The following is a 19820-nucleotide window of genomic DNA, read 5'->3' on the forward strand; positions in this document are numbered from 1 at the left end:
ATAAGATCAGTATGGGCATGACAAGTGATACTATAGCCGATTTATTAACTCGAATCCGAAATGCTTTGAAGGCAGAGCATTTATATGTGGATTTAGAGCACAGCAAGATGCGTGAAGCGATTGTAAAAATCCTGAAGCAACATGGGTTTTTAGCTCATTATTTAGTGAAGGAAGAGAGTCGCAAACGTACCATGCGTATCTTTTTACAATATAGTAATGACCGCAGGCCTGTGATAAGCCAATTAAAGCGAGTTTCTAAACCTTCTAGAAGGGTTTATGTTCCTGCAGCAAAGATCCCTTATGTTTTCGGAAATATGGGTATTTCTGTTCTTTCAACATCTCAAGGGGTGTTAGATGGATCGACAGCTAGGGCTAAAAATATTGGTGGCGAACTACTCTGTTTAGTTTGGTAACAGGATAAAAGAATTTATAGGACGGTAAGGAATGTCTCGTAAAGCTCGAGACCCTATTGTGCTCCCTCAAGGAGTAGAGGTCTCCATTCAAAATAATGAAATCTTAGTAAAAGGTCCTAAGGGCTCTTTAAAACAAGTATTAGCACCAGAAGTGGTTATCGATATCAAAGATAAGGAAGTTTTTGTTCATGCAGCTCCTGGTGTCATTGATAGACCAAGTCGTATGCAAGGTTTGTTTTGGGCTTTAATTTCTAATATGGTTCAAGGAGTCAGCACAGGATTCGAGAAGCGATTGGAAATGATAGGAGTTGGCTTTAGAGCTGCCGTTCAAGGATCTATTTTAGATTTATCTATCGGGGTATCTCATCCTACGAAAATGCCTATTCCTGCGGAGCTTCAGGTTACTGTTGAAAAGAACACTTTAATTTCAGTGAAAGGAATAAATAAGCAGCTAGTTGGAGAATTTGCTGCTAGTATCCGTGCCAAACGTCGTCCTGAGCCCTATAAAGGTAAAGGTATCCGCTATGAGAACGAATATGTTCGTCGTAAGGCTGGGAAAGCGGCAAAAACAGGTAAAAAATAGTGTAGCAAGGCAGAGTTAGGTTATGGAAAATTCGTTATTCAAGAAGTCTGAAAAGAAAGTTCGCAGGGCTTTAAGAGTGCGTAAAGTCTTAAGAGGCTCTTCTTTAAAGCCTCGTTTGTCTGTTGTAAAGACTAACAAGCATATCTATGTACAATTAATTGATGATTCTATTGGCAAAACTTTGGCTTCTGTCTCAACTATGGCGAAATCAAGTAAGGCTTCCGGATTAATTAAAAAAAATCAAGACGTTGCTAAAACGTTAGGAACCCAAATTGCCCAGATAGGGAAAAGTCTTCAGGTGGATCGAGTTGTATTCGATCGTGGTCCTTTCAAATATCATGGAGTTATTGCCATGGTAGCTGATGGTGCTAGAGAAGGCGGATTACAGTTTTAATGAAGGTTTAAGAGATGACGTTATCAAAGAATTCTCACAAAGAAGATCAGCTAGAGGAGAAAGTTCTTGTTGTCAATCGTTGTTCAAAAGTAGTCAAGGGCGGTCGTAAATTTAGTTTTTCCGCACTTATTTTGGTGGGTGACGGTAAGGGACGCTTGGGCTACGGTTTTGCCAAAGCAAATGAATTAACAGATGCTATTCGCAAAGGTGGAGAAGCTGCGAGAAAGAATCTAGTTACAATTGAATCTTTGGAAGGTGATTCTATTCCTCATGAAGTTCTAGTTGATCAGGACGGAGCTCAATTGCTTTTGAAACCTGCTAAACCAGGAACTGGAATTGTAGCAGGTTCACGTATTCGTTTGATTTTGGAAATGGCTGGAGTCAAAAATATTGTTGCCAAGAGTTTAGGCTCAAATAACCCTATGAACCAAGTAAAGGCAGCTTTTAAAGCTCTCTTGAGTCTTTCTAGCAGGAAAGACGTTTTACAAAGGAGAAGAGTGACACATGATTAAATTAGAATCGTTACAAGATCCTTCACAAAGAAAGAGAAGAACAAAATTATTGGGACGCGGTCCTGGTTCAGGTCATGGCAAAACAAGTTGCCGAGGCCATAAGGGAGATGGAAGCCGTTCTGGTTATAAGCGTCGATTTGGTTATGAAGGAGGCGGAGTTCCTCTTTATAGAAGAGTTCCCACAAGAGGATTTTCTCATAAACGTTTTGATAAATGTGTCGAAGAAATTACTACTCAACGTTTGAATGTTTTATTCAATGAAGGAGAAGAAATTACTTTAGATGCTTTAAAACAAAAAAGAGCAATAGATAAGCACGCGATTAGAGTGAAAGTCATTGTTAAAGGCGAATTAGAGAAAACATTTATCTGGAAGGACGCTAATGTAGTATTGTCTCAAGGAGTCCGAAACCTTATTGGTGTTGCTTAAAGATAGAATTTTTCAGGCCTGATTATGACAACCTTACGACAGATATTTTCCATTGCTGAGTTAAGACAAAAGTTATTTTTTACTTTTGCTTTGCTTGCGGCCTGCCGAGTTGGTGTGTTCATTCCTGTCCCAGGAATTAACGGAGAACGCGCCGTAGCTTACTTTAAACAATTGCTAGGTTCCAGTCAGAATTTATTTCAATTAGCTGATATTTTTTCTGGGGGAGCTTTTGCACAAATGACAGTTATTGCGTTAGGTGTGGTTCCGTATATTTCCGCATCTATCATAGTCCAACTTCTTTTAGTATTTATGCCCTCAATACAAAGGGAAATGCGTGAGAGCCCCGATCAGGGCAAAAGGAAGATTGGTAGATTAACCCGTCTATTTACAGTTGGCTTAGCATTTATTCAATCATTACTTTTCGCCAAGTTTGCTTTAAAAATGAATATGTCTATTCCAGGCATTGTTCTTCCAACTTTGTTGTCATCCAAGCTATTTGGAGCTCCTTGGATATTCTACACAACAACAGTTATTGTTATGACAACAGGAACATTACTGCTCATGTGGATAGGTGAACAGATTTCTGATAAAGGTATTGGTAACGGTGTTAGCTTGATTATCAGTCTCGGGATTTTAGCTTCTTTTCCTTCTGTTTTGGGATCAATAGTAAGTAAGCTAAATCTTGGTTCTCAAGATCCTTCTCAACTAGGTTTGTTCTCACTGCTTTTATTATGTTTTATTTTTATATTTGTTCTTGTCACAACAATATTGATTATTGAAGGTGTGAGAAAAATTCCCGTGCAATATGCACGTAGGGTAATTGGTAGGAGAGAAATCCCTGGAGGAGGATCCTATTTGCCGCTGAAGGTAAACTATGCGGGCGTTATACCTGTTATTTTCGCTTCGTCCTTGCTAATGTTTCCTGCGACTATAGGGCAATTCATGTCTTCGGATTCTTCATGGCTTAAACGAATTGCTATGATGTTATCCCCAGGTAGTTGGGTATATTCCTCATGTTATGTTTTGCTTATAATATTCTTTACTTATTTTTGGACAGCAACCCAGTTTCATCCGGAACAAATTGCTTCTGAAATGAAAAAGAATAACGCTTTTATTCCTGGAATTCGACAAGGAAAGCCTACACAAACATATTTAGAATACACCATGAACCGTGTTACTTTATTAGGAGCGGTTTTTTTAGCTGTTATCGCTATTTTACCATCTATTTTAGGACGTGTTCTTCATGTAGATGCTAATGTAAGTTATTTTTTAGGCGGCACTGCAATGTTGATTGTAGTTGGTGTGGTTTTAGATACGATGAAACAAGTAGATGCCTTTTTGCTTATGCGTCGGTACGATAGTTTTTTGAAAAAAGATCGTTCCAAAGGAAGGCATTGAAAAATAACAATTTTTGACCTAAGATGCTTATACTACTTTAAGGGAGGCCCTACGTATGCCACGCATCATTGGAATTGATATTCCTGCGAAGAAAAAATTAAAAATAAGTCTTACATATATTTATGGGATAGGGCCAGCTCGTTCTGAAGAGATTATTGCAAAATTGCAATTGAATCCTGAAGCTAGGGCTGTTGAATTGACGGAAGAAGAAATAGGCCGTCTTAATTCTCTCCTGCAGTCAGAATATGTAGTTGAAGGAGACTTGCGACGTCGTGTGCAGTCAGATATTAAAAGATTGATCTCTATACACGCTTATCGTGGACAAAGACATCGTCTTTCACTGCCTGTAAGAGGACAGAGAACGAAAACAAATTCTCGAACACGTAAAGGCAAACGTAAAACGGTCGCAGGCAAGAAGAAATAATTTTTTTAGGAGAACGTGTTTTGGTTAAACATCAAACGCAGAAAAAAGGCGTAAAAAGAAAACAATTAAAGAATATTCCTTCAGGCGTTGTTCATGTTAAGGCTACCTTCAACAATACGATTGTGTCTATAACAGATCCTGCAGGGAATACTATCTCTTGGGCTTCAGCTGGAAAAGTTGGATATTCTGGATCTCGTAAGTCATCTGCTTTTGCTGCAACGGTGGCTGCACAAGACGCTGCAAAAAATGCTATGAATTCTGGCCTTAAAGAAGTCGAAGTATGTTTAAAAGGCACCGGAGCTGGTAGGGAATCTGCAGTTCGCGCTCTCATAGCCGCTGGTTTAGTTGTTTCTGTCATCCGTGACGAAACTCCTGTTCCTCATAATGGTTGTCGACCAAGAAAAAGGCGCAGAGTGTAGTTTTAGGGAAGGAGAAAGGGATGTCGGATAATTCACAAAATTTACTTTATGATAAATTTGAATTGCCAGAGTCAGTCAAAATGATGGCTGTAGAAGGTAGCGGGGGATCGATTGATAAGCAGGCGAGTTTTGTCGCAGAGCCTCTGGAAAGGGGTATGGGCCATACCTTAGGTAATGCTTTAAGAAGGGCATTGCTAATTGGTTTAGAGGCTCCTGCAATTATTTCTTTTTCTATGACTGGCGTACTTCATGAGTACATGGCAATAGATGGAATCGTAGAAGATGTAACAAATATCGTCTTGAATTTGAAAGGGGCTTTGCTTAAGAAATATCCTTTCCAAGATAGCGAAGACGGTCGTTGCACTCAATTGTTAAAGTCTACTATTTCTGTAGATGCCTCTGATCTGGCTGCTTGTGGTGGTCAAAAATTTATAACGTTAGCTGATTTGTTACAAGAAGGCGGGTTTGAGTCTGTTAATCCAGATCATTTAATTTTTACTGTAACACAGCCCATGCAAATTGAAATTGCCTTAAGAGTGGCTTTTGGAAGAGGATATTCTACATCTGAGAGAATCATTCTCGAAGATAAGGGTGTGAATGAGATTATTTTAGACGCAGCCTTCTCGCCCGTAGTTTTGGTTAATTATTTTGTAGAAGATACTCGTGTCGGTCAAGATACAGATTTCGATCGCTTAATTTTGCATGTAGAAACAGATGGTAGAGTATCTCCTAAAGAAGCATTAGCTTTCTCTACACAGATTTTAACTAAGCATTTCTCTATTTTTGAAAAAATGGATGAGAAGAAAATAGTCTTTGAAGAAGCTATTTCCATTGAGAAAGAGAATAAAGACGATATTCTTCATAAATTAGTTTTAGGTATTAATGAGATTGAATTGTCTGTAAGATCTACGAACTGTTTATCTAATGCAAACATTGAAACCATTGGTGAACTGGTAATTATGCCAGAGCCCCGCCTGTTGCAATTCAGAAACTTTGGCAAGAAGTCTCTTTGTGAGATTAAGAATAAGTTAAAGGAAATGAAGCTCGAATTGGGAATGGATCTCAGTCAATTTGGCGTTGGTTTAGACAACGTAAAAGAAAAAATGAAGGGTTATGCCGAAAAAATTCGGTCTAAAAACGTCAAGGGATAATTAAGTATATGCAACACGCTAGAAAGAAATTTAGAGTTGGTCGTACTTCTGCGCATAATCGTTGTATGTTAGCTAACATGTTAAAGTCTCTAATCCATCAAGAGAGAATCGAAACTACTTTGCCTAAGGCAAAAGAGTTGCGTCGATGTGCGGATAAGATGATTACATTAGCTAAAAAAAATACATTGGCTGCAAGACGTTTAGCTGTTGCTAGGCTAATGGTTAGATACAATAAGTTGACAAGTAAAGAAGCTCGTCAAGCTAAGGCAGGCGATCTATCAGCTTATAACGTAGATCGTACAATAATAAACAAACTATTCGATGAATTGGGTACTCGTTTTGTCTCTAGAAATGGCGGCTATACGCGTATTTTGAAGTTGCAAAATAGAGTTGGTGATAATGCACGAAAGTGTATTATAGAATTTTTAGCTAATTAGGCTATTTTTTGCGAATGCTGACTACTAGGGAATAGTGATGAAAGTTGTAATTAACGGTTTTGGACGGATTGGAAGATTAGTTTTAAGACAAATTCTAAAAAGAAACTCTCCTATTGAAGTCGTCGCTGTTAATGATCTTGTTCCTGGGGAGGCTTTAACGTATTTATTTAAATACGATTCTACTCATGGGCGCTTCCCAGCAGACGTATCTTATGATAACGGCTATCTTGTTGTTGATGGCCGTAGAATTCAATTATTAGATCAGCGGGATGTCCAGAAGCTTCCTTGGAAAGATCTAGGTGTAGATACTGTTATTGAAAGTACAGGTTTATTTACCAAAAAAGAAGATGCTGCGAAACATCTTGAGTCTGGTGCGAAACGTGTGCTTATTACTGCTCCTGCAAAAGGAGATGTCCCGACATTTGTAATGGGAGTAAATGAGAATACATTCGATTCCGATAAGGATACCATTATTTCTAATGCCTCGTGTACAACAAATTGTCTTGCTCCTTTGGCTAAAGTGTTGCTAGATAATTTTGGTATTGAAGAAGGCTTAATGACCACAGTTCATGCTGCTACAGCCACTCAAAGTGTTGTAGATGGCCCGTCTAAGAAGGATTGGAGAGGTGGTAGAGGAGCTTTTCAAAATATTGTTCCCGCTTCTACAGGAGCTGCGAAGGCTGTTGCCTTGTGCCTCCCAGAATTAAAGAATAAATTAACCGGAATGGCTTTCAGAGTTCCTGTTGCTGATGTTTCTGTCGTTGACCTTACTGTAAGATTACAGAAGTCAACAACGTATGAAGAGATATGTAAAGTTATTAAAAATGCTTCAGAAACTAATTTGCGTGGGATTCTAGGTTATACGGATCAAGAAGTAGTTTCTTCTGATTTTATAGGATGTGAACATTCTTCTATATTTGATGCTGGTGCAGGGATAGCGTTAACCGATCGTTTTTTCAAACTAGTTGCCTGGTATGATAATGAGATAGGGTATGCAACTCGCATAGTTGATTTATTAGAGTATGTAACAAAGAACTCTAAATAAAAGGTTAAATTCGTGTATTTTACAAGAGATCCAGTCATTGAAACTGTAATTACGTCGAGGGAAGGATACAAGTTATCAGTTCGTAATACTAAGCATCTTTCTCAGGATCCTTTTGTTGTTGAAGCAGTTGAAGTGATTTCTTTAGGAAACACCTGTTTTTTTCGTAACTGCGATCATAGTAAACCATTCATTGTTCCCGCAGGCGATTACGAAGTAATGGAAATTCGAGATACTAAGATCAACCTTAAAGCAGTAGGTTTAGATCGTGGTATTAAAATTGCCGGAGGCCGAGAAGCCTTAATTAAATTGCCTAAGGCTGCTCCCGTAGCTGTTGTTGAAGAAAGCTCTTCAGAGACAGTGGTTGCAGTTGAATCTTCATCTTCAGAAACTTCCACTACGTCAGCATCTTCTCATTCTACAACTAAAAAAGAGAAAAAAGAACGCAAAGGGGATAAATGGAAAGAGAAGAAAAAGCAAGGCCGCAAGAAAACTAATAAAGAGGTTTCTGAAGTGGCGGGATCTTCTCAAGAAATTATCGATGCTGTTACTGAAGAACTTTGGGAGGAATCCCAAGAAAGTAAATTAAGTGAGCAAAAGAAATTTTCTCTATTACCTCCTCCTGCGAAATTAATTTCTGAGATTATTTCTCAAGCTGTTTCGGACCCTACAGTGACTTCAGCTGATTTAGATGAATCTTTACAGGCTTTAGTAACTGAAAGTTCTGAAGTGATTAATGCTTTATTATCGGGTGATCAGACAATTATTTTCCCTGAAGAAGAAATGGGGGTTGCTCCAGCTTGTGAACAGCCTTTACCATCTTCTTTCCCAGCAGAGGATGAGTAGGCAATTCATTAGAGATTTTTGTCTGTCTTCTCTTTGAAAACCATTGATCTAGAAAGTGTCATCTGATAAGATTTTGAGTTATATTTTTGGTATTTTTCTTAAAATAGATACTTCCAAAAATTATAGTTCGAATCACATCAGTTATTTAATTCATAATTGACAGGGTTCTTCATTATTGCTCAGATGGTGGAATGGTAGACACTAGGGACTTAAAATCCCTTGGGCGCAAGCCCGTGCAAGTTCGAGTCTTGTTCTGAGCAGTTTTTCTTTTTTGTTTAGATCTTAACCTAATGATTCGCTCTCGTTGTTGAATGTAGTGCGAGCTAATCGATTTTTTTATTTTCATTTATTTTTTTGTGAAATTCTAAAATTCGGTATCCACACTAGGAAACATCAACTTAGATTTTCTAGATTTTTCATGTCTTTTTATTGGCTGTGAAATTGAGACAATAACTCCTTCCTGTGCTATAAACCGGGAAAATCTAATTAATATTTAGAGGTATCCTTTGCGGCGGCTCTTATCGGCAATTAAGCTGCATCTAACTTCTATATGGTCTAGCAACTCCACTTGTTCTTCTTCAAATCATTACGATATATACTCGAGATCTATGCTTCTGTTGCTCTGTCGATGGAAAGATGCAGACATTATGGAATGGCAATACGCTTGTCATACTTTAGCAGATGTTTGTAGTAAAATGAGTGGGCAACTTATCCCAAATAAACCCGAGTTGTTACAAGAAGATCTTTCTGATGAGGAAGATATCCATTTAGAATGGAAACATCGATTTTCAGCTTTAGAAAAAGAGTTTTCATCTCGTGATGAGGTTAGAAATACTGAAATTGAAAAGCTAAGGAATGAGAATGGTTGGTTACAACATCGTCTTTCTGAAAAGTTACAGCAAGCCCGTCATCAAAATGACATTATTGATGAATTGAAACGAGATTTGATAGAAAGTGTTCAGCAAACAGAAATTAGTGAAGGAAGACGCCTCTGTTATGAACATAAGATTAAGATCCTCGAGGAGCAGTTGGACAAGCTAACTCTATCTCGTATTCCTGAAACTGATATGTTTGAACAGGGGTCAAAAGAAAGCTTATTAAAACAGCAGGAAATAATAGATTTGAATAAAGCTATGATGAGTTTACATCAGAAAAAAGCTGATCAAGATAAGAAATATCAAGAAGAAATCGCAAGATTGAGTCTAGAGTTACAGAACTATAGACAAACTGCATATATAAATACCGAATCGGGGAAACTCCTACAGATTCAAAATGAGCTAGTTCAGAAGAAGAAGGAAGTTGCTTTACTACAAGATCTTGTTGAAGAGCAGTATTGTCAAATACAGAGGCTTAATAAGGAACTTGGGTTCGAAGATGTTTTGAATGTATCCCGTTTAAAACAGCTTTTAGGTAGAGATTTAGATTGTAATAGTACTGAAAGTGTTCAGGAATCAAAATGTAGTGGACTTGTAGAGTAGATCTTACATCAAGATTCTAGTTGTAATTATATATGGCTAACATAGAATAAACACTACATACTCCATTCGGAGCACGTTTCTTAAGTCTGGATAAGGACTCAATTATGACGCAATTGATTATGGGGATTGATCCAGGGACACTAGTTTCTGGGTATGCTATTATTCTTGTTGAACAGCGTTATAAGATACGAGCTCATAGTTATGGGGCCATTCGTTTATCTTCCAAAGATTCACTAACACAACGTTATAAACAGCTTTTCCAAACATTATCCGGAGTATTAGATGATACTACTCCTGATGCTGTGGTTCTTGAGACTCAATATGTTCATAAGAATCCTCAAAGTACTATAAAATTGGGTATGGCGCGTGGTGTACTCGTCCTTTCAGCTGCTTTAAGAGACATTCCTGTTTTTGAATATGCTCCAAATGTAGCTAAGAGAGCTGTTGTAGGAAAAGGAAATGCGACTAAACAGCAGGTGCAATTAATGGTTAGTAAGATTTTAAATATTCCTGACGTCTTAAATTCTAATTGTGAGGATATTGCAGATGCGTTTGCATTAGCAATATGTCATGCGCATACTTCTGCCTATACTTGTTTAGGAGTTCGATAATGTACGACTATATTCGCGGAATTCTTACTTATATCAGTTCGGGAACCATTGTAATCGAGTGTCAGGGACTCGGGTTTAGTATTTTCGCTTCCGATCGATGGTTGATTGAATTATCGAGTCAATTACATCGTGAAGTTGTTGTGTATACCTATACAGTTGTTCGTGAAACAGAACATGTTCTTTATGGATTCAACTCTCGAGGAGAACGTGAATGTTTCCGTATGTTAATTTCATTTTCTGGAGTAGGTCCTAAGACAGGCCTAGCGATATTGAATACCTTTTCTCTTAATAAACTTTGTTCTATAGCGCGTGCTGAGGATGTCAAAGCTATAGCTTCTGTTCCAGGTATAGGGAAAAAAACAGCAGAAAAACTTATGGTGGATCTCAAGCAAAAGCTTCCGGATCTGCTTCCTCTAGATTCTCAAGTAATTACTTCTTGGGCTCCCGCAAAACCCTCATGTATGGATGAAGGGATACAGGCCTTAGCCGCATTAGGATATCCTAAATCTTCGGCTGAGAGGATGATTGCTGAAGCTATGAGCGAACTTCCAAACAATGCCTCGTTAGCCGAAATTCTTCCTATTGCTTTAAAAAAGAACTTACAAGGATTGAACAAGAACTAGACTTTCCTAAAGATAGTGGTATAATTTCTCTCACATTCACTTCATTTTGTTTAAGGAGATAGGTATATACATGGAACAAACGCTATCAATTATCAAACCTGATTCTGTCGGCAAGGCTCACATTGGAGAGATTGTTGCAATCTTTGAAAAATCAGGATTTCGTATAGCTGCTATGAAAATGATGCATTTATCAGTAAAAGAAGCTGAAGGTTTTTATGCTGTTCATAAATCGCGGCCATTTTTTCAAGAGCTTGTAGATTTTATGATTTCGGGTCCAGTTGTTGTTATGGTCCTCGAAGGTGATAATGCTGTAGTTCGTAACCGAGAAATTATGGGAGCTACAAATCCTCAAGAAGCTGCTCAGGGGACTATTCGTGCTCAGTTCGGTGAATCTATAGGAATTAATGCGGTACACGGATCTGATAGTTTAGAAAATGCGGCTATAGAAGTTAGCTATTTTTTCAGCAAAATCGAAATAGTTAACTCGGCCAAATAGTTAAAAAACATTTTCATAATAACGTTGTTGATTTTCTGTGAGGCTTTTTCAAAATATCTTTCAGTTCATTTTTTGAAAGAGTTCCCCAAAGAAAAATACTACCCGCAGATGCTTTTAATTTATCAAAAAAGCTTTCTTTAGTGGAAAACCAAGGACGAATGGTCGTTAGAAAATCTTGGTGTAAACGTTGTTTTCTATATGAAGGTTGTTTTTGGGGTATTGGTAGATAACGTTTAAGTTTGTCTATATCCATATCCCATAGAAATGTTGAGTGATGTACCCAACGGGACTTTTGGATATATTGAGCATTTCCTGCGATTTTTTTCTCACCTAAAGTATAATCATTTTCATTAATAGAAAAAGCCTTGGGGAAGATAGGTGCATAAATGTCATAAGACCATTGCATCAAATCGTGAGAATTGGCCATGGATTCGAAAGAATTCATAATCCAAGTTACAAACAAACTATTTTCATCAATAAATACTGTCCCACCACCACTGTAACGTTTAATTATGGGAACATTATCAGATCGCAATTCAGGGATATGAAGGTCTTCGTTTGGATGTCTTGAAATGCCGAGGACGACTGCTTTCGGTGCGTTAGAATTAATAATACAGATATTTTCTTCGCAGTTGCGTAGAAGAGCTTCTTCTATTTGTAATTGCTCAAAGATAGTTATTCCGGATAGATTTAAGAAAATACATTTATTGGTGAGCATGTTTTTTTATAGCAACCATCAATACTTGGATATCGGCGCAAGCGATTCCTGATATCCTTGAAGCAGACCCTATAGTTCTTGGGGTAAATTTAGCTAGTTTTTCTCTAGCCTCTAAACTTAATGAGGAAATATTTTGATAATCTATGTTGTCGGGAATAGCCATGTTCTCTGATTTTGATAGACTATGAATCAAAGATTTCTGACGATCTATATACCCTGCATACTTAATTTCCATTTCTAATGAGGCATTAAGTGTTGAGCCGAGATCGCGTACGTCATTAGGGAACGTTTCCTTTAAAATATCGTAAGATACTTCCGGACGGCATAAAGCCTTTGCTAGAGAAACAACAGAATTTCCGTACTTTTTGAAGGTCTTACTTAAACGAAGTTTTTCTTCTTCTATAATTTGCTTTTGATTTTCAAAGATTTCGTAACGTTCTTGACTTAGCAGACCTAAATCACGACCATAGTGGGATAAGCGTAAGCAAGCGTTATCCTGCCTTAAGAGCAGACGATGTTCTGCTCTCCCTGTAAACATACGATAAGGCTCATCTAATACTTGAGTGGTGAGATCGTCTAGCATCACGCCAATATACGACTCTTGCCTTGATGGAATAAATACAGGTCTTCCAAGTACTTTATTTACTGCATTGATTCCTGCAATAAGACCTTGAGCAGCAGCTTCTTCATATCCTGTTGTGCCATTGATTTGCCCACATAGAAATAGACCCTCTATAATTTTACTTTCTAAAGTGGGATAGATGACATTTCCATGAACATAATCGTATTCAATAGCATAAGCAGGCCGGGTAATAACCGAATTTTCTAATCCCCGAACCGAACGGATCATGTCATATTGCACATCAAAGGGCATGGATGTGGATAAACCATTAACATAAACTTCCTGAGTATTAATTCCTTCTGGTTCTATGAAGATATGGTGACGTTCTTTGTCTGCAAATTTAACAATTTTATCTTCAATAGATGGACAATATCGAGGTCCTATACCCTCAATACGGCCTCCATACAAAGCTGAGCGGCCAATATTAGCTGCAATGATGTCTTTGGTTTTCTGGGTAGTGTGAGTGATATAACAAGATACCTGAGGTAGGGGGGGGATAAAAGGTTCGTCTCTATGAACAAATCCTACACCCGGATCTCCAGGTTGCTCTTCTGTTACAGAAAAATCAATGGAAGAAGCTAATAAGCGGGGAGGAGTACCCGTTTTTAATCTACTAATTGGGAAACCACGCTCTTTTAGAGCTGCTGATAACCCTGTTGCCGCAGGATCCCCAAGACGTCCACCGGGGAAATTAAGGTCCCCAATATGAATTAAGCCGCGCATGAACGTCCCAGAAGATAAAATAACCGTCTTTGCTAAATAAACGATTCCTTCTTTTGTTGTAACACCCTGGATGACACTTTCATTGTCTAATAAAGATTCAACCGTCCCCTGCATGATATGCAAGCCCGAGGTGCCCTCTAATAAGCGTTTCATATGAATATGATACATTTGCTTATCAACTTGAGCTCTTGGAGCACGAACAGCAGGACCCTTGGTCTGATTTAAGATACGAAATTGTATTCCAGACTGATCAGTAACCTCCGCCATGATACCGCCTAGGGCATCGATTTCTCGAACAATATGCCCCTTACCGATACCACCGACGGCAGGATTACAGCTTAACTTAGCAATGGTGTCTAAGTTTGAAGTTAAGATTAGTACGGAGGCTCCCATTTTTGCAGAACAAAATGCAGCCTCGCAACCTGCGTGGCCAGCACCAACTACAATAACATCGTAATTAATTGGGTGAGTCCACATAAACTAGCTAATTATTTATTTTTATGACGGTCTCTTCGGCGTCTTTTATTGCGCTTATGTTTAGCGATTTTAAGTCTTCGTTTTTTCTTAACAGATGACATAGTCTTTTTTATTGTTAGCGTATGAATATGAATGTGTAACTTGACCTTTCCTCAATGAAAAAAGGCCACCAACTAGAATAGCCAAATTAAAACTATTCCTTAGATACCTAAAGTTATTAGGCACACTGTGCTTCACTGTTTCGTTTTATCCCGCAGTCTCAATACACTAAGTAAACCTAGGATTGCGGTACTTGTTTTCCTCACAGGAAACAACAAAGAGAATGTTACTACAAAGATATTTTGTGGTCCACTAACGATTTTAATCGAGGTTGTCTAGAGAAATAGCATAGATTTTTTTTGATAATGTCTAACAAGGGTTTTTATAAAAAATTTGTCTAACCATTGAATTCAAAAGCTGCATAATTTCTGAATCGCGCAAGTTCTTTTTCAAAAACTAAAGGAACAGAACCTATAGATCCATGACGGTTTTTAGCGACTATAAGTTCTGCTGTTCCAGGTTTGTCATTTGGATCGTAATATTCTCTACGTAATAGAAACATGACTAAGTCGGAATCTTGTTCTATACTTCCACTTTCCCTAAGATCACTCATCATAGGTCTATGATTGGCTCTATCCTCCACTTTTCTAGATAGCTGTGATAAACAAAGAATAGGAATATTTAACTCTCTAGCCAAAGTTTTCAGCATTCTTGAAATTTCTGAAATTTCTGTTTGACGACTTTCTGCAGAACGTAATGTTCCTGAACCTGAAAGAAGTTGTAAATAATCGATAATCAGAAATTGAATGTCGTAACTTTCCTTCATTCTTCTCGCTCGAGCTCTAAGATCAGTCACTTTTAATCCAGGCTGATCATCTATAAGTAAAGTATGTTGCTGCATTTCATTTACAACAGAAACAATACGTTGAAAGTCTTGTCCAGATAAATCCCCCACATTAATTTTTCTAGATTCCACTTCAGATCGAGAACATATGATCCTATGAATTAGTTGATCGACGGTCATCTCTAAAGAAAAAATTCCTATAGGAAGTTGACTTTGAAAGCACATATTTTCTGCGATATTTAAAGCAAGAGCAGTTTTCCCCATGGCAGGTCGGGCTGCAAGAATCATTAAGTTGGATTGGGAAAAACCATTAACCATTTTATCCAAATCAATGAAATGCGTCGGAATGCCTGAAATAGGTAAAGCATCACCACTTTGTGCGTGTTGTTGGAAGAATTCTTGTTTTTCTTGTAATTGTATTAGAAAGGGCTTTTCTTGAGCAGAGACCAGACCTTGAAGTTTATCGGCAACGAGAACGTACTGTGTGAGGGAGGTTGTTTGGCTAATTTTAAATAAAGCATTTTGAGCTTCATCTAAAGCAACGGCAACGTCCTTGGGCTCCTCAGTTGCTTTTTTCTCTATTTCTTTAGCTGTCTGGATCATTTTTCTTAAGATGGATTTAGAAAGAATGATCTGAATATACTCTTCAATATAGGCTGCGGTTCCTGCAAAATCTGCTAAGGTAATTAAATAACTAGGACCTCCGATTACTGTAAGGTGATTTCTTCTTTTAAGTTCTTCTCCTGCAAGATGTACATCTATAGGTTTATCGTGTTTAAAAGCATCCTGGAGGACTCGGAAAATGATTTTATGTTCGAGATAGTAAAAATCATCTTCGTTAAGCTGGTTGGCTGCTAAGTTAAGATAATTAACTCCTGTTAACATACACCCGAGAACAATCATTTCCGATTCTTTAGAATTAGGCGGACTTGGTAGTGTGGGAGCGGGAATTTGTTCTGTTTGAGTCGACATAGTTTTTATGATACGATCTAGATGCAGGAGTTATTAGAGATCAGGTTAGGATATCGAAAATATATGCTCAAGTCATAAAGGTAGGGAAAGTCAATAAAGTTTCTATTAAATATTCAGCAAAAACTCGAAGAATGAGCCATAGAAATTACTAGATCACTAATATTGACTTACAATAGAATTGAATTCGCATTTGTCTTAACCTCTTTTGTCTGGATTAAGAGATTAAATGACTTGGAGAACGGAGTCCTAAAAGTTAACTTGCTTTCATTGAGGAGAGGAATTATTCTGCTTTATTGGACAGAAAGGTAGTAACAGGTTTTTCTCTCGGGAACTCCGGTATACCTTTACTAAGGAAAGATGACTGAGTGGTCGAAAGTACGTCCCTGCTAAGGACGCGTACCTCTAAAGGGTACCGAGGGTTCGAATCCCTCTCTTTCCGATTTTTCTAATAAAGTTAATTAGTTGCTCTTTTTCTTTAAAATTTTTCTAAAATATCAAATAGGTATCAATATAAGGTAATCTAGAAAACAGTTATTGTAGGGAGGAACTCTCTTCTTGCCTGTAGGGTTGGCATATCCTATAATAAGCTCTTTTAGATTATATTAAGATTCCTTAAAAAGATCATGTTAGCCAAAACCATGAGACAATTTTGTAATTTACTTTCTCTATCACGTATATGGCTAGCCTTATTCTTTTACCAAGAAAAGATTCACCTGCGTCTGTTGGTCATTTTAGGCGCCATGGCTAGTGATGTTTTAGATGGCTATCTTGCGCGCCGTTATAAAGCAACTAGTCGTTTTGGTTCTATGCTGGACCCTCTTACTGATAAGTTCTTTGTTTTTGTTTGTGTTGCTATCTTGTACTGGGAGAGATCCTTATCTCCCGAGCACCTCCTGCTTATTTTTGCTAGAGACATTTTCCTTGTGCTTTTTGCCATCTACCTCTCTATTGTTAGGGGATGGAAGGGCTACGATTACCGAGCTCTGTTCTTTGGAAAGATCTTTACAGTGGTTCAATTTATTATTTTGCTCGGAGTCACTGCAGGTGTGCACATCCCTGTAATTGGGTTAATGCCGTTAATTATTCTTGGATTTCTCTATTTCTTAGAGAGAGTGATAGATTACAGAAAACAGTGCCTCGATTAAAGGCTCTGGTAAATTTTTTATTTAAAAAAGAGTAGAAGGATCTCGCAGGAACAACTTGTATTTTAGGAAGTGTTTCGCTACAATAGTCCTTTACATTTGTCATAGTCTTTTAAAATATGCCTTGCCGTTTGCTCAGCAACAAGTATTATAAGAACTGTACGGGTTCAAAGTCTTTTAGGCATGATTTATCATCTGTTTACAAATCTTTATGCTCTATAATTTTGGGAAGGAGTTTATGCAGTCATCAGAGATGAAACCCTTTTCAAGACTGCGGGCGTACTTCTGCCCCATATATCGATCAGAATTCCCAAAATTTATTCCTCTTTTCTGGCTAGCCTTTTTCGTGGGATTTAATTATTGCCTCCTAAAAAGTATGAAAGATACTTTAGTGGTGGTAGGGTCTGATGCGGGTGCGGAAGTTATACCGTTCTTGAAAGTCTGGGGAATAGTTCCTGGAGCCGTTATCGTTACTATGATCTACGGTTGGTTAAGTAATCGGTGTCCTAGAGACACCGTTTTTTATTCCTTTATAGGTACTTTTCTCGGTTTCTTTTTCTTATTTGCCGTAGTAATTTACCCTATGGGGGATGCCCTACACTTGCATTCTTTTGCAGATAGGCTACAAGAATTGCTGCCACAGGGCTTACGTGGATTTATTGTAATGATCCGTTATTGGAGCTACAGTCTATACTATGTAATGTCAGAACTATGGAGTTCGGTGATTCTTTCAACCCTTTTTTGGGGGTTGGCTAACGAAGTGACTAGTGTAAAGGAAGCTGGAAGATTTTACGCCTTAATTAATACGGGGCTAAACCTTTCTTCCGTATTTGCTGGTGAAATTTCCTATTGGATGGGTAAGCATTCTCTTTTTGTTTATCCCTTTGTTAAGGATAAATGGCACGAGGTTATGATGAACCTCACCATTTTAATCGTTCTGGCTGGATTGTGTATGATTTGGCTATATAGAAAAGTTCACTTCCTTACACAACATACCTATAATTTCTCTACAGCGTTTTCTTCCTCCGAATCTTCTCGTGAGGAGTTGCCTCAAGTTGAGGAGAGTGTGGCTAGTGTAAAAGCAAAGAAAAAGACAAAGACTAAGGCAAAAAGCCTTTTTCTTTACCTCATTCGTTCTCGGTATTTACTAGGTCTCGCCGTTATAGTTTTATCCTATAACCTTGTTATCCACTTATTCGAAGTGGTTTGGAAAGATCAAGTTAGTCAGATTTATAGCTCCCATGTTGAATTCAACAGCTATATGAGTAGGATCACAACATTAATAGGAATTGTCTCCGTTTGCGCAGCTCTTTTCCTTACCGGGCAAAGTATTCGGAAATGGGGTTGGACGGTAGGTGCATTAACTACCCCAATTGTTATGTTGGTAACGGGTGTACTATTCTTTGGTGCTGTATTTGCTGTAAAAAGAGATATCATGATTTTTGGCGGCTTTTTCAATATGGCTCCTTTGGCCATAGCAGCTTGGATAGGCGGGATGCAAAATGTGTTCTCTCGCGCGGCTAAATTTACATTCTTTGATCAGACTAAAGAAATGGCGTTTATTCCTTTACCTAATGACGAGAAGAACTTTGGTAAGGCTGCCATTGACGGTGTGGTATCTCGGATAGGTAAATCAGGAGGTTCCTTAGTTTATCAAGGGTTATTGATTATCTTCTCATCTGTTGCTGCTAGTCTTAATGTGATAGCTGTAGTACTTCTTTTAATAATGGTAGTTTGGATAGCTGTTGTTGCTTTCATAGGAAGGGAGTACAACATAAAAGAAGCTGCTGCCGTTGCTGAGAGTTTGGAAGCAGATCGAGTTGCATCAGAAGTAGCTATGAACAGGACTGCTGTGGAAAAATCCAGCAAAGAAGAAGTGGCTACCCTATAGTTTAAAGGGCTTTTCAGCCCTTTTTATTCATATTTTTTTTGATCTTTAAGCTTCCCCTCACATACTTTATTTTATTTGTTTTATAAATTTTTGACGTTACGGGTATTTATGAAAACGTTTTGGCATTTTTTGTCTAAAGGCTTCCTATCAATTCTAGGTTTATCTCTTGGAGTAGTTCTTGCCTTCTTTGTTACTTTGATGTTGGTTGTCTCTACCTCTGGAATGAATGACTCTCAATTTGTGAATATGCCTGATGCTAAGGGTGAGGTAAAAGATCTAGGGAAAGAGGCGCCAATTATCGCTGTATTAGAAATGAAGGATGTTATTTCTTCTAGCAAACATACGGCAAAAATTATTCAAGAAGCCATTACAACACTAGATTCCACACCTTATAAAGATAGGGTGAAGGGCATAATTATTGATATGGATTGTCCTGGAGGAGAAGTGTTTGAAATTGCTCGTATATACTCAACGATTCAGTTCTGGAAACAACGTACTAATTGTCCTGTTTATGTTTTTGTGAATGGTCTTTGTGCTTCTGGTGGATATTATGTTGCCTGTGTTGCGGATAAAATTTATTCCACACCCTCTTCTTTGATAGGCTCTGTAGGAGTGCTTTCTGGACCATATTTTAATATAAAAGAAGGTTTATCTCGTTATGGAGTGCAAAGCGATTTACTTACAGCTGGAAAAGATAAAGCTCCTATGAATCCTTATACAGATTGGACAACTAAAGATCGTGAAATTCGACAAGAGATAATTGATTATCTTTATGGTCAATTTGTTGATATCGTTGCAACGAATCGTCCATTATTAACTAAAGATAAATTAATTAGTGTTTTAGGGGCACGTTTATATTCACCTGAAAAAGCCTTAGAAGAAGGTTATATCGATGTTGTAAATGTAACTAAACAACAAGTGCTTCAAGATTTAGTTGCTGATTGCAAAATTGAAAATAACTACCGTGTAATCGGTTTGGGAAGTGATGGTTGGTTGAAAAAAGTTATGTCGTCAATAACTAATAGCCCGTTAATCACAGGAAAAATTCAACATGAATTGCTTCCTAATCTAGATAATTCCACAAGTACATTTTACTACTTGGAGTCATGATTCTAGTTAATTAGCAGGCGGAGAGAAT

23 protein-coding genes and 2 tRNA genes are annotated in these 19820 nt (G+C 37.9%); 21 read left to right on the forward strand and 4 right to left on the reverse strand.

Going from position 1 to position 19820, the window contains the following annotated elements; translation table 11 throughout:
* The first annotated feature begins 11 nt into the window (after nt 1-11).
* The 17 genes from rpsH (at nt 12) to ndk (ending at nt 11254) form a co-directional block, all read left to right on the forward strand.
* Nucleotides 12-413, forward strand: coding sequence for a 30S ribosomal protein S8 (gene rpsH / locus C10C_RS00555; RefSeq protein WP_117273796.1), 402 nt, complete (start codon nt 12-14; stop codon nt 411-413).
* Nucleotides 414-444: 31 nt separating this feature from the next.
* The gene (rplF, locus tag C10C_RS00560; RefSeq protein ID WP_117273797.1) at nt 445-996 is read left to right on the forward strand and encodes a 50S ribosomal protein L6; all 552 of its coding nucleotides are present in this window, start codon (nt 445-447) and stop codon (nt 994-996) included.
* A 22-nt stretch (nt 997-1018) separates the two neighbouring features.
* Complete coding sequence (gene rplR / locus C10C_RS00565; protein WP_117273798.1) at nt 1019-1390, forward strand: 50S ribosomal protein L18; 372 nt, start codon at nt 1019-1021, stop codon at nt 1388-1390.
* A 14-nt stretch (nt 1391-1404) separates the two neighbouring features.
* Nucleotides 1405-1902, forward strand: coding sequence for a 30S ribosomal protein S5 (gene rpsE, locus C10C_RS00570; RefSeq protein WP_117273799.1), 498 nt, complete (start codon nt 1405-1407; stop codon nt 1900-1902).
* On the forward strand, nt 1895-2329 hold the full coding sequence (rplO, locus tag C10C_RS00575) for a 50S ribosomal protein L15 (protein WP_117273800.1): 435 nt from the start codon (nt 1895-1897) through the stop codon (nt 2327-2329). The genes rpsE and rplO overlap by 8 nt, the downstream gene beginning before the upstream one ends.
* A gap of 24 nt (nt 2330-2353) precedes the next feature.
* Nucleotides 2354-3727, forward strand: a complete 1374-nt coding sequence (secY, locus tag C10C_RS00580) for a preprotein translocase subunit SecY (protein WP_117273801.1) — start codon at nt 2354-2356, stop codon at nt 3725-3727.
* A gap of 55 nt (nt 3728-3782) precedes the next feature.
* A complete protein-coding gene (rpsM, locus tag C10C_RS00585) occupies nt 3783-4151 on the forward strand; it encodes a 30S ribosomal protein S13 (protein ID WP_117273802.1) in 369 nt (122 codons plus the stop codon).
* Between the two features lie 20 nt (nt 4152-4171).
* Nucleotides 4172-4570, forward strand: a complete 399-nt coding sequence (gene rpsK, locus C10C_RS00590) for a 30S ribosomal protein S11 (protein ID WP_117273803.1) — start codon at nt 4172-4174, stop codon at nt 4568-4570.
* Nucleotides 4571-4590: 20 nt separating this feature from the next.
* Entirely contained in the window at nt 4591-5721 is a 1131-nt protein-coding gene (locus C10C_RS00595) for a DNA-directed RNA polymerase subunit alpha (RefSeq protein WP_117273804.1), read from the forward strand.
* An 8-nt stretch (nt 5722-5729) separates the two neighbouring features.
* Nucleotides 5730-6158, forward strand: a complete 429-nt coding sequence (gene rplQ, locus C10C_RS00600; protein ID WP_117273805.1) for a 50S ribosomal protein L17 — start codon at nt 5730-5732, stop codon at nt 6156-6158.
* A gap of 37 nt (nt 6159-6195) precedes the next feature.
* A complete protein-coding gene (gap, locus tag C10C_RS00605; protein ID WP_117273806.1) occupies nt 6196-7203 on the forward strand; it encodes a type I glyceraldehyde-3-phosphate dehydrogenase in 1008 nt (335 codons plus the stop codon).
* A gap of 12 nt (nt 7204-7215) precedes the next feature.
* On the forward strand, nt 7216-8046 hold the full coding sequence (grgA, locus tag C10C_RS00610) for a GrgA family transcription factor (protein ID WP_117273807.1): 831 nt from the start codon (nt 7216-7218) through the stop codon (nt 8044-8046).
* A 177-nt stretch (nt 8047-8223) separates the two neighbouring features.
* Nucleotides 8224-8306, forward strand: a tRNA-Leu gene (locus C10C_RS00615).
* Between the two features lie 387 nt (nt 8307-8693).
* Nucleotides 8694-9524, forward strand: a complete 831-nt coding sequence (locus tag C10C_RS00620) for a hypothetical protein (protein ID WP_174222240.1) — start codon at nt 8694-8696, stop codon at nt 9522-9524.
* 104 nt (nt 9525-9628) lie between these two features.
* Complete coding sequence (gene ruvC / locus C10C_RS00625) at nt 9629-10135, forward strand: crossover junction endodeoxyribonuclease RuvC (protein WP_117273809.1); 507 nt, start codon at nt 9629-9631, stop codon at nt 10133-10135.
* Nucleotides 10135-10758, forward strand: coding sequence for a Holliday junction branch migration protein RuvA (ruvA, locus tag C10C_RS00630; RefSeq protein WP_117273810.1), 624 nt, complete (start codon nt 10135-10137; stop codon nt 10756-10758). Before ruvC ends, ruvA begins: the two co-directional genes overlap by 1 nt.
* Before the next feature lie 70 nt (nt 10759-10828).
* The gene (gene ndk, locus C10C_RS00635) at nt 10829-11254 is read left to right on the forward strand and encodes a nucleoside-diphosphate kinase (protein ID WP_117273811.1); all 426 of its coding nucleotides are present in this window, start codon (nt 10829-10831) and stop codon (nt 11252-11254) included.
* A 13-nt stretch (nt 11255-11267) separates the two neighbouring features.
* Here ndk and C10C_RS00640 read toward each other — a convergent pair whose 3' ends face one another.
* From C10C_RS00640 to dnaB, 4 genes are all read right to left on the reverse strand, one after another.
* Nucleotides 11268-11972, reverse strand: a complete 705-nt coding sequence (locus C10C_RS00640; RefSeq protein ID WP_117273812.1) for a lipoate--protein ligase family protein — start codon at nt 11970-11972, stop codon at nt 11268-11270.
* Nucleotides 11959-13794, reverse strand: coding sequence for a tRNA uridine-5-carboxymethylaminomethyl(34) synthesis enzyme MnmG (gene mnmG, locus C10C_RS00645; RefSeq protein ID WP_117273813.1), 1836 nt, complete (start codon nt 13792-13794; stop codon nt 11959-11961). Before mnmG ends, C10C_RS00640 begins: the two co-directional genes overlap by 14 nt.
* Before the next feature lie 11 nt (nt 13795-13805).
* The gene (locus C10C_RS05280) at nt 13806-13895 is read right to left on the reverse strand and encodes an AURKAIP1/COX24 domain-containing protein (RefSeq protein ID WP_072667724.1); all 90 of its coding nucleotides are present in this window, start codon (nt 13893-13895) and stop codon (nt 13806-13808) included.
* 335 nt (nt 13896-14230) lie between these two features.
* Nucleotides 14231-15649 carry a replicative DNA helicase gene (gene dnaB / locus C10C_RS00655; protein WP_117273814.1) on the reverse strand — a complete coding sequence of 473 codons (1419 nt, stop codon included), beginning with the start codon at nt 15647-15649 and terminating at the stop codon, nt 14231-14233.
* 351 nt (nt 15650-16000) lie between these two features.
* On the opposite strand from dnaB, the gene C10C_RS00660 reads away from it, so the two are divergent.
* From C10C_RS00660 to C10C_RS00675, 4 genes are all read left to right on the forward strand, one after another.
* Nucleotides 16001-16088: transfer RNA gene (locus C10C_RS00660), tRNA-Ser, on the forward strand.
* Between the two features lie 199 nt (nt 16089-16287).
* On the forward strand, nt 16288-16794 hold the full coding sequence (locus C10C_RS00665; protein WP_117274751.1) for a CDP-alcohol phosphatidyltransferase family protein: 507 nt from the start codon (nt 16288-16290) through the stop codon (nt 16792-16794).
* Nucleotides 16795-17029: 235 nt separating this feature from the next.
* A complete protein-coding gene (gene npt2, locus C10C_RS00670) occupies nt 17030-18682 on the forward strand; it encodes an NTP/H+ exchange transporter Npt2 (RefSeq protein WP_117273815.1) in 1653 nt (550 codons plus the stop codon).
* Nucleotides 18683-18790: 108 nt separating this feature from the next.
* Nucleotides 18791-19792 (forward strand): S49 family peptidase, encoded by a 1002-nt coding sequence (locus C10C_RS00675; protein ID WP_117273816.1) that lies wholly within the window; start codon nt 18791-18793, stop codon nt 19790-19792.
* Nucleotides 19793-19820: the final 28 nt, after the last annotated feature.

The organism is Chlamydia poikilotherma, from assembly GCF_900239975.1.
GTDB classification, from domain to species: domain Bacteria; phylum Chlamydiota; class Chlamydiia; order Chlamydiales; family Chlamydiaceae; genus Chlamydia; species Chlamydia poikilotherma.

Bases quoted from the DNA above. Each gene is read 5' to 3' on its own strand.
- rpsE (WP_117273799.1), top strand. From the start codon at position 1,405: ATGACGTTATCAAAGAATTCTCACAAAGAAGATCAGCTAGAGGAGAAA.
- rplR (WP_117273798.1), top strand. From the start codon at position 1,019: ATGGAAAATTCGTTATTCAAGAAGTCTGAAAAGAAAGTTCGCAGGGCT.
- secY (WP_117273801.1), top strand. From the start codon at position 2,354: ATGACAACCTTACGACAGATATTTTCCATTGCTGAGTTAAGACAAAAG.
- ruvC (WP_117273809.1), top strand. From the start codon at position 9,629: ATGACGCAATTGATTATGGGGATTGATCCAGGGACACTAGTTTCTGGG.
- C10C_RS05280 (WP_072667724.1), bottom strand. From the start codon at position 13,895: ATGTCATCTGTTAAGAAAAAACGAAGACTTAAAATCGCTAAACATAAG.
- gap (WP_117273806.1), top strand. From the start codon at position 6,196: ATGAAAGTTGTAATTAACGGTTTTGGACGGATTGGAAGATTAGTTTTA.
- ndk (WP_117273811.1), top strand. From the start codon at position 10,829: ATGGAACAAACGCTATCAATTATCAAACCTGATTCTGTCGGCAAGGCT.
- C10C_RS00665 (WP_117274751.1), top strand. From the start codon at position 16,288: ATGAGACAATTTTGTAATTTACTTTCTCTATCACGTATATGGCTAGCC.
- mnmG (WP_117273813.1), bottom strand. From the start codon at position 13,794: ATGTGGACTCACCCAATTAATTACGATGTTATTGTAGTTGGTGCTGGC.
- rplQ (WP_117273805.1), top strand. From the start codon at position 5,730: ATGCAACACGCTAGAAAGAAATTTAGAGTTGGTCGTACTTCTGCGCAT.
- rpsH (WP_117273796.1), top strand. From the start codon at position 12: ATGGGCATGACAAGTGATACTATAGCCGATTTATTAACTCGAATCCGA.
- C10C_RS00620 (WP_174222240.1), top strand. From the start codon at position 8,694: ATGGAATGGCAATACGCTTGTCATACTTTAGCAGATGTTTGTAGTAAA.
- npt2 (WP_117273815.1), top strand. From the start codon at position 17,030: ATGCAGTCATCAGAGATGAAACCCTTTTCAAGACTGCGGGCGTACTTC.
- ruvA (WP_117273810.1), top strand. From the start codon at position 10,135: ATGTACGACTATATTCGCGGAATTCTTACTTATATCAGTTCGGGAACC.
- rplO (WP_117273800.1), top strand. From the start codon at position 1,895: ATGATTAAATTAGAATCGTTACAAGATCCTTCACAAAGAAAGAGAAGA.
- C10C_RS00595 (WP_117273804.1), top strand. From the start codon at position 4,591: ATGTCGGATAATTCACAAAATTTACTTTATGATAAATTTGAATTGCCA.
- dnaB (WP_117273814.1), bottom strand. From the start codon at position 15,649: ATGTCGACTCAAACAGAACAAATTCCCGCTCCCACACTACCAAGTCCG.
- rpsM (WP_117273802.1), top strand. From the start codon at position 3,783: ATGCCACGCATCATTGGAATTGATATTCCTGCGAAGAAAAAATTAAAA.
- rplF (WP_117273797.1), top strand. From the start codon at position 445: ATGTCTCGTAAAGCTCGAGACCCTATTGTGCTCCCTCAAGGAGTAGAG.
- C10C_RS00675 (WP_117273816.1), top strand. From the start codon at position 18,791: ATGAAAACGTTTTGGCATTTTTTGTCTAAAGGCTTCCTATCAATTCTA.
- C10C_RS00640 (WP_117273812.1), bottom strand. From the start codon at position 11,972: ATGCTCACCAATAAATGTATTTTCTTAAATCTATCCGGAATAACTATC.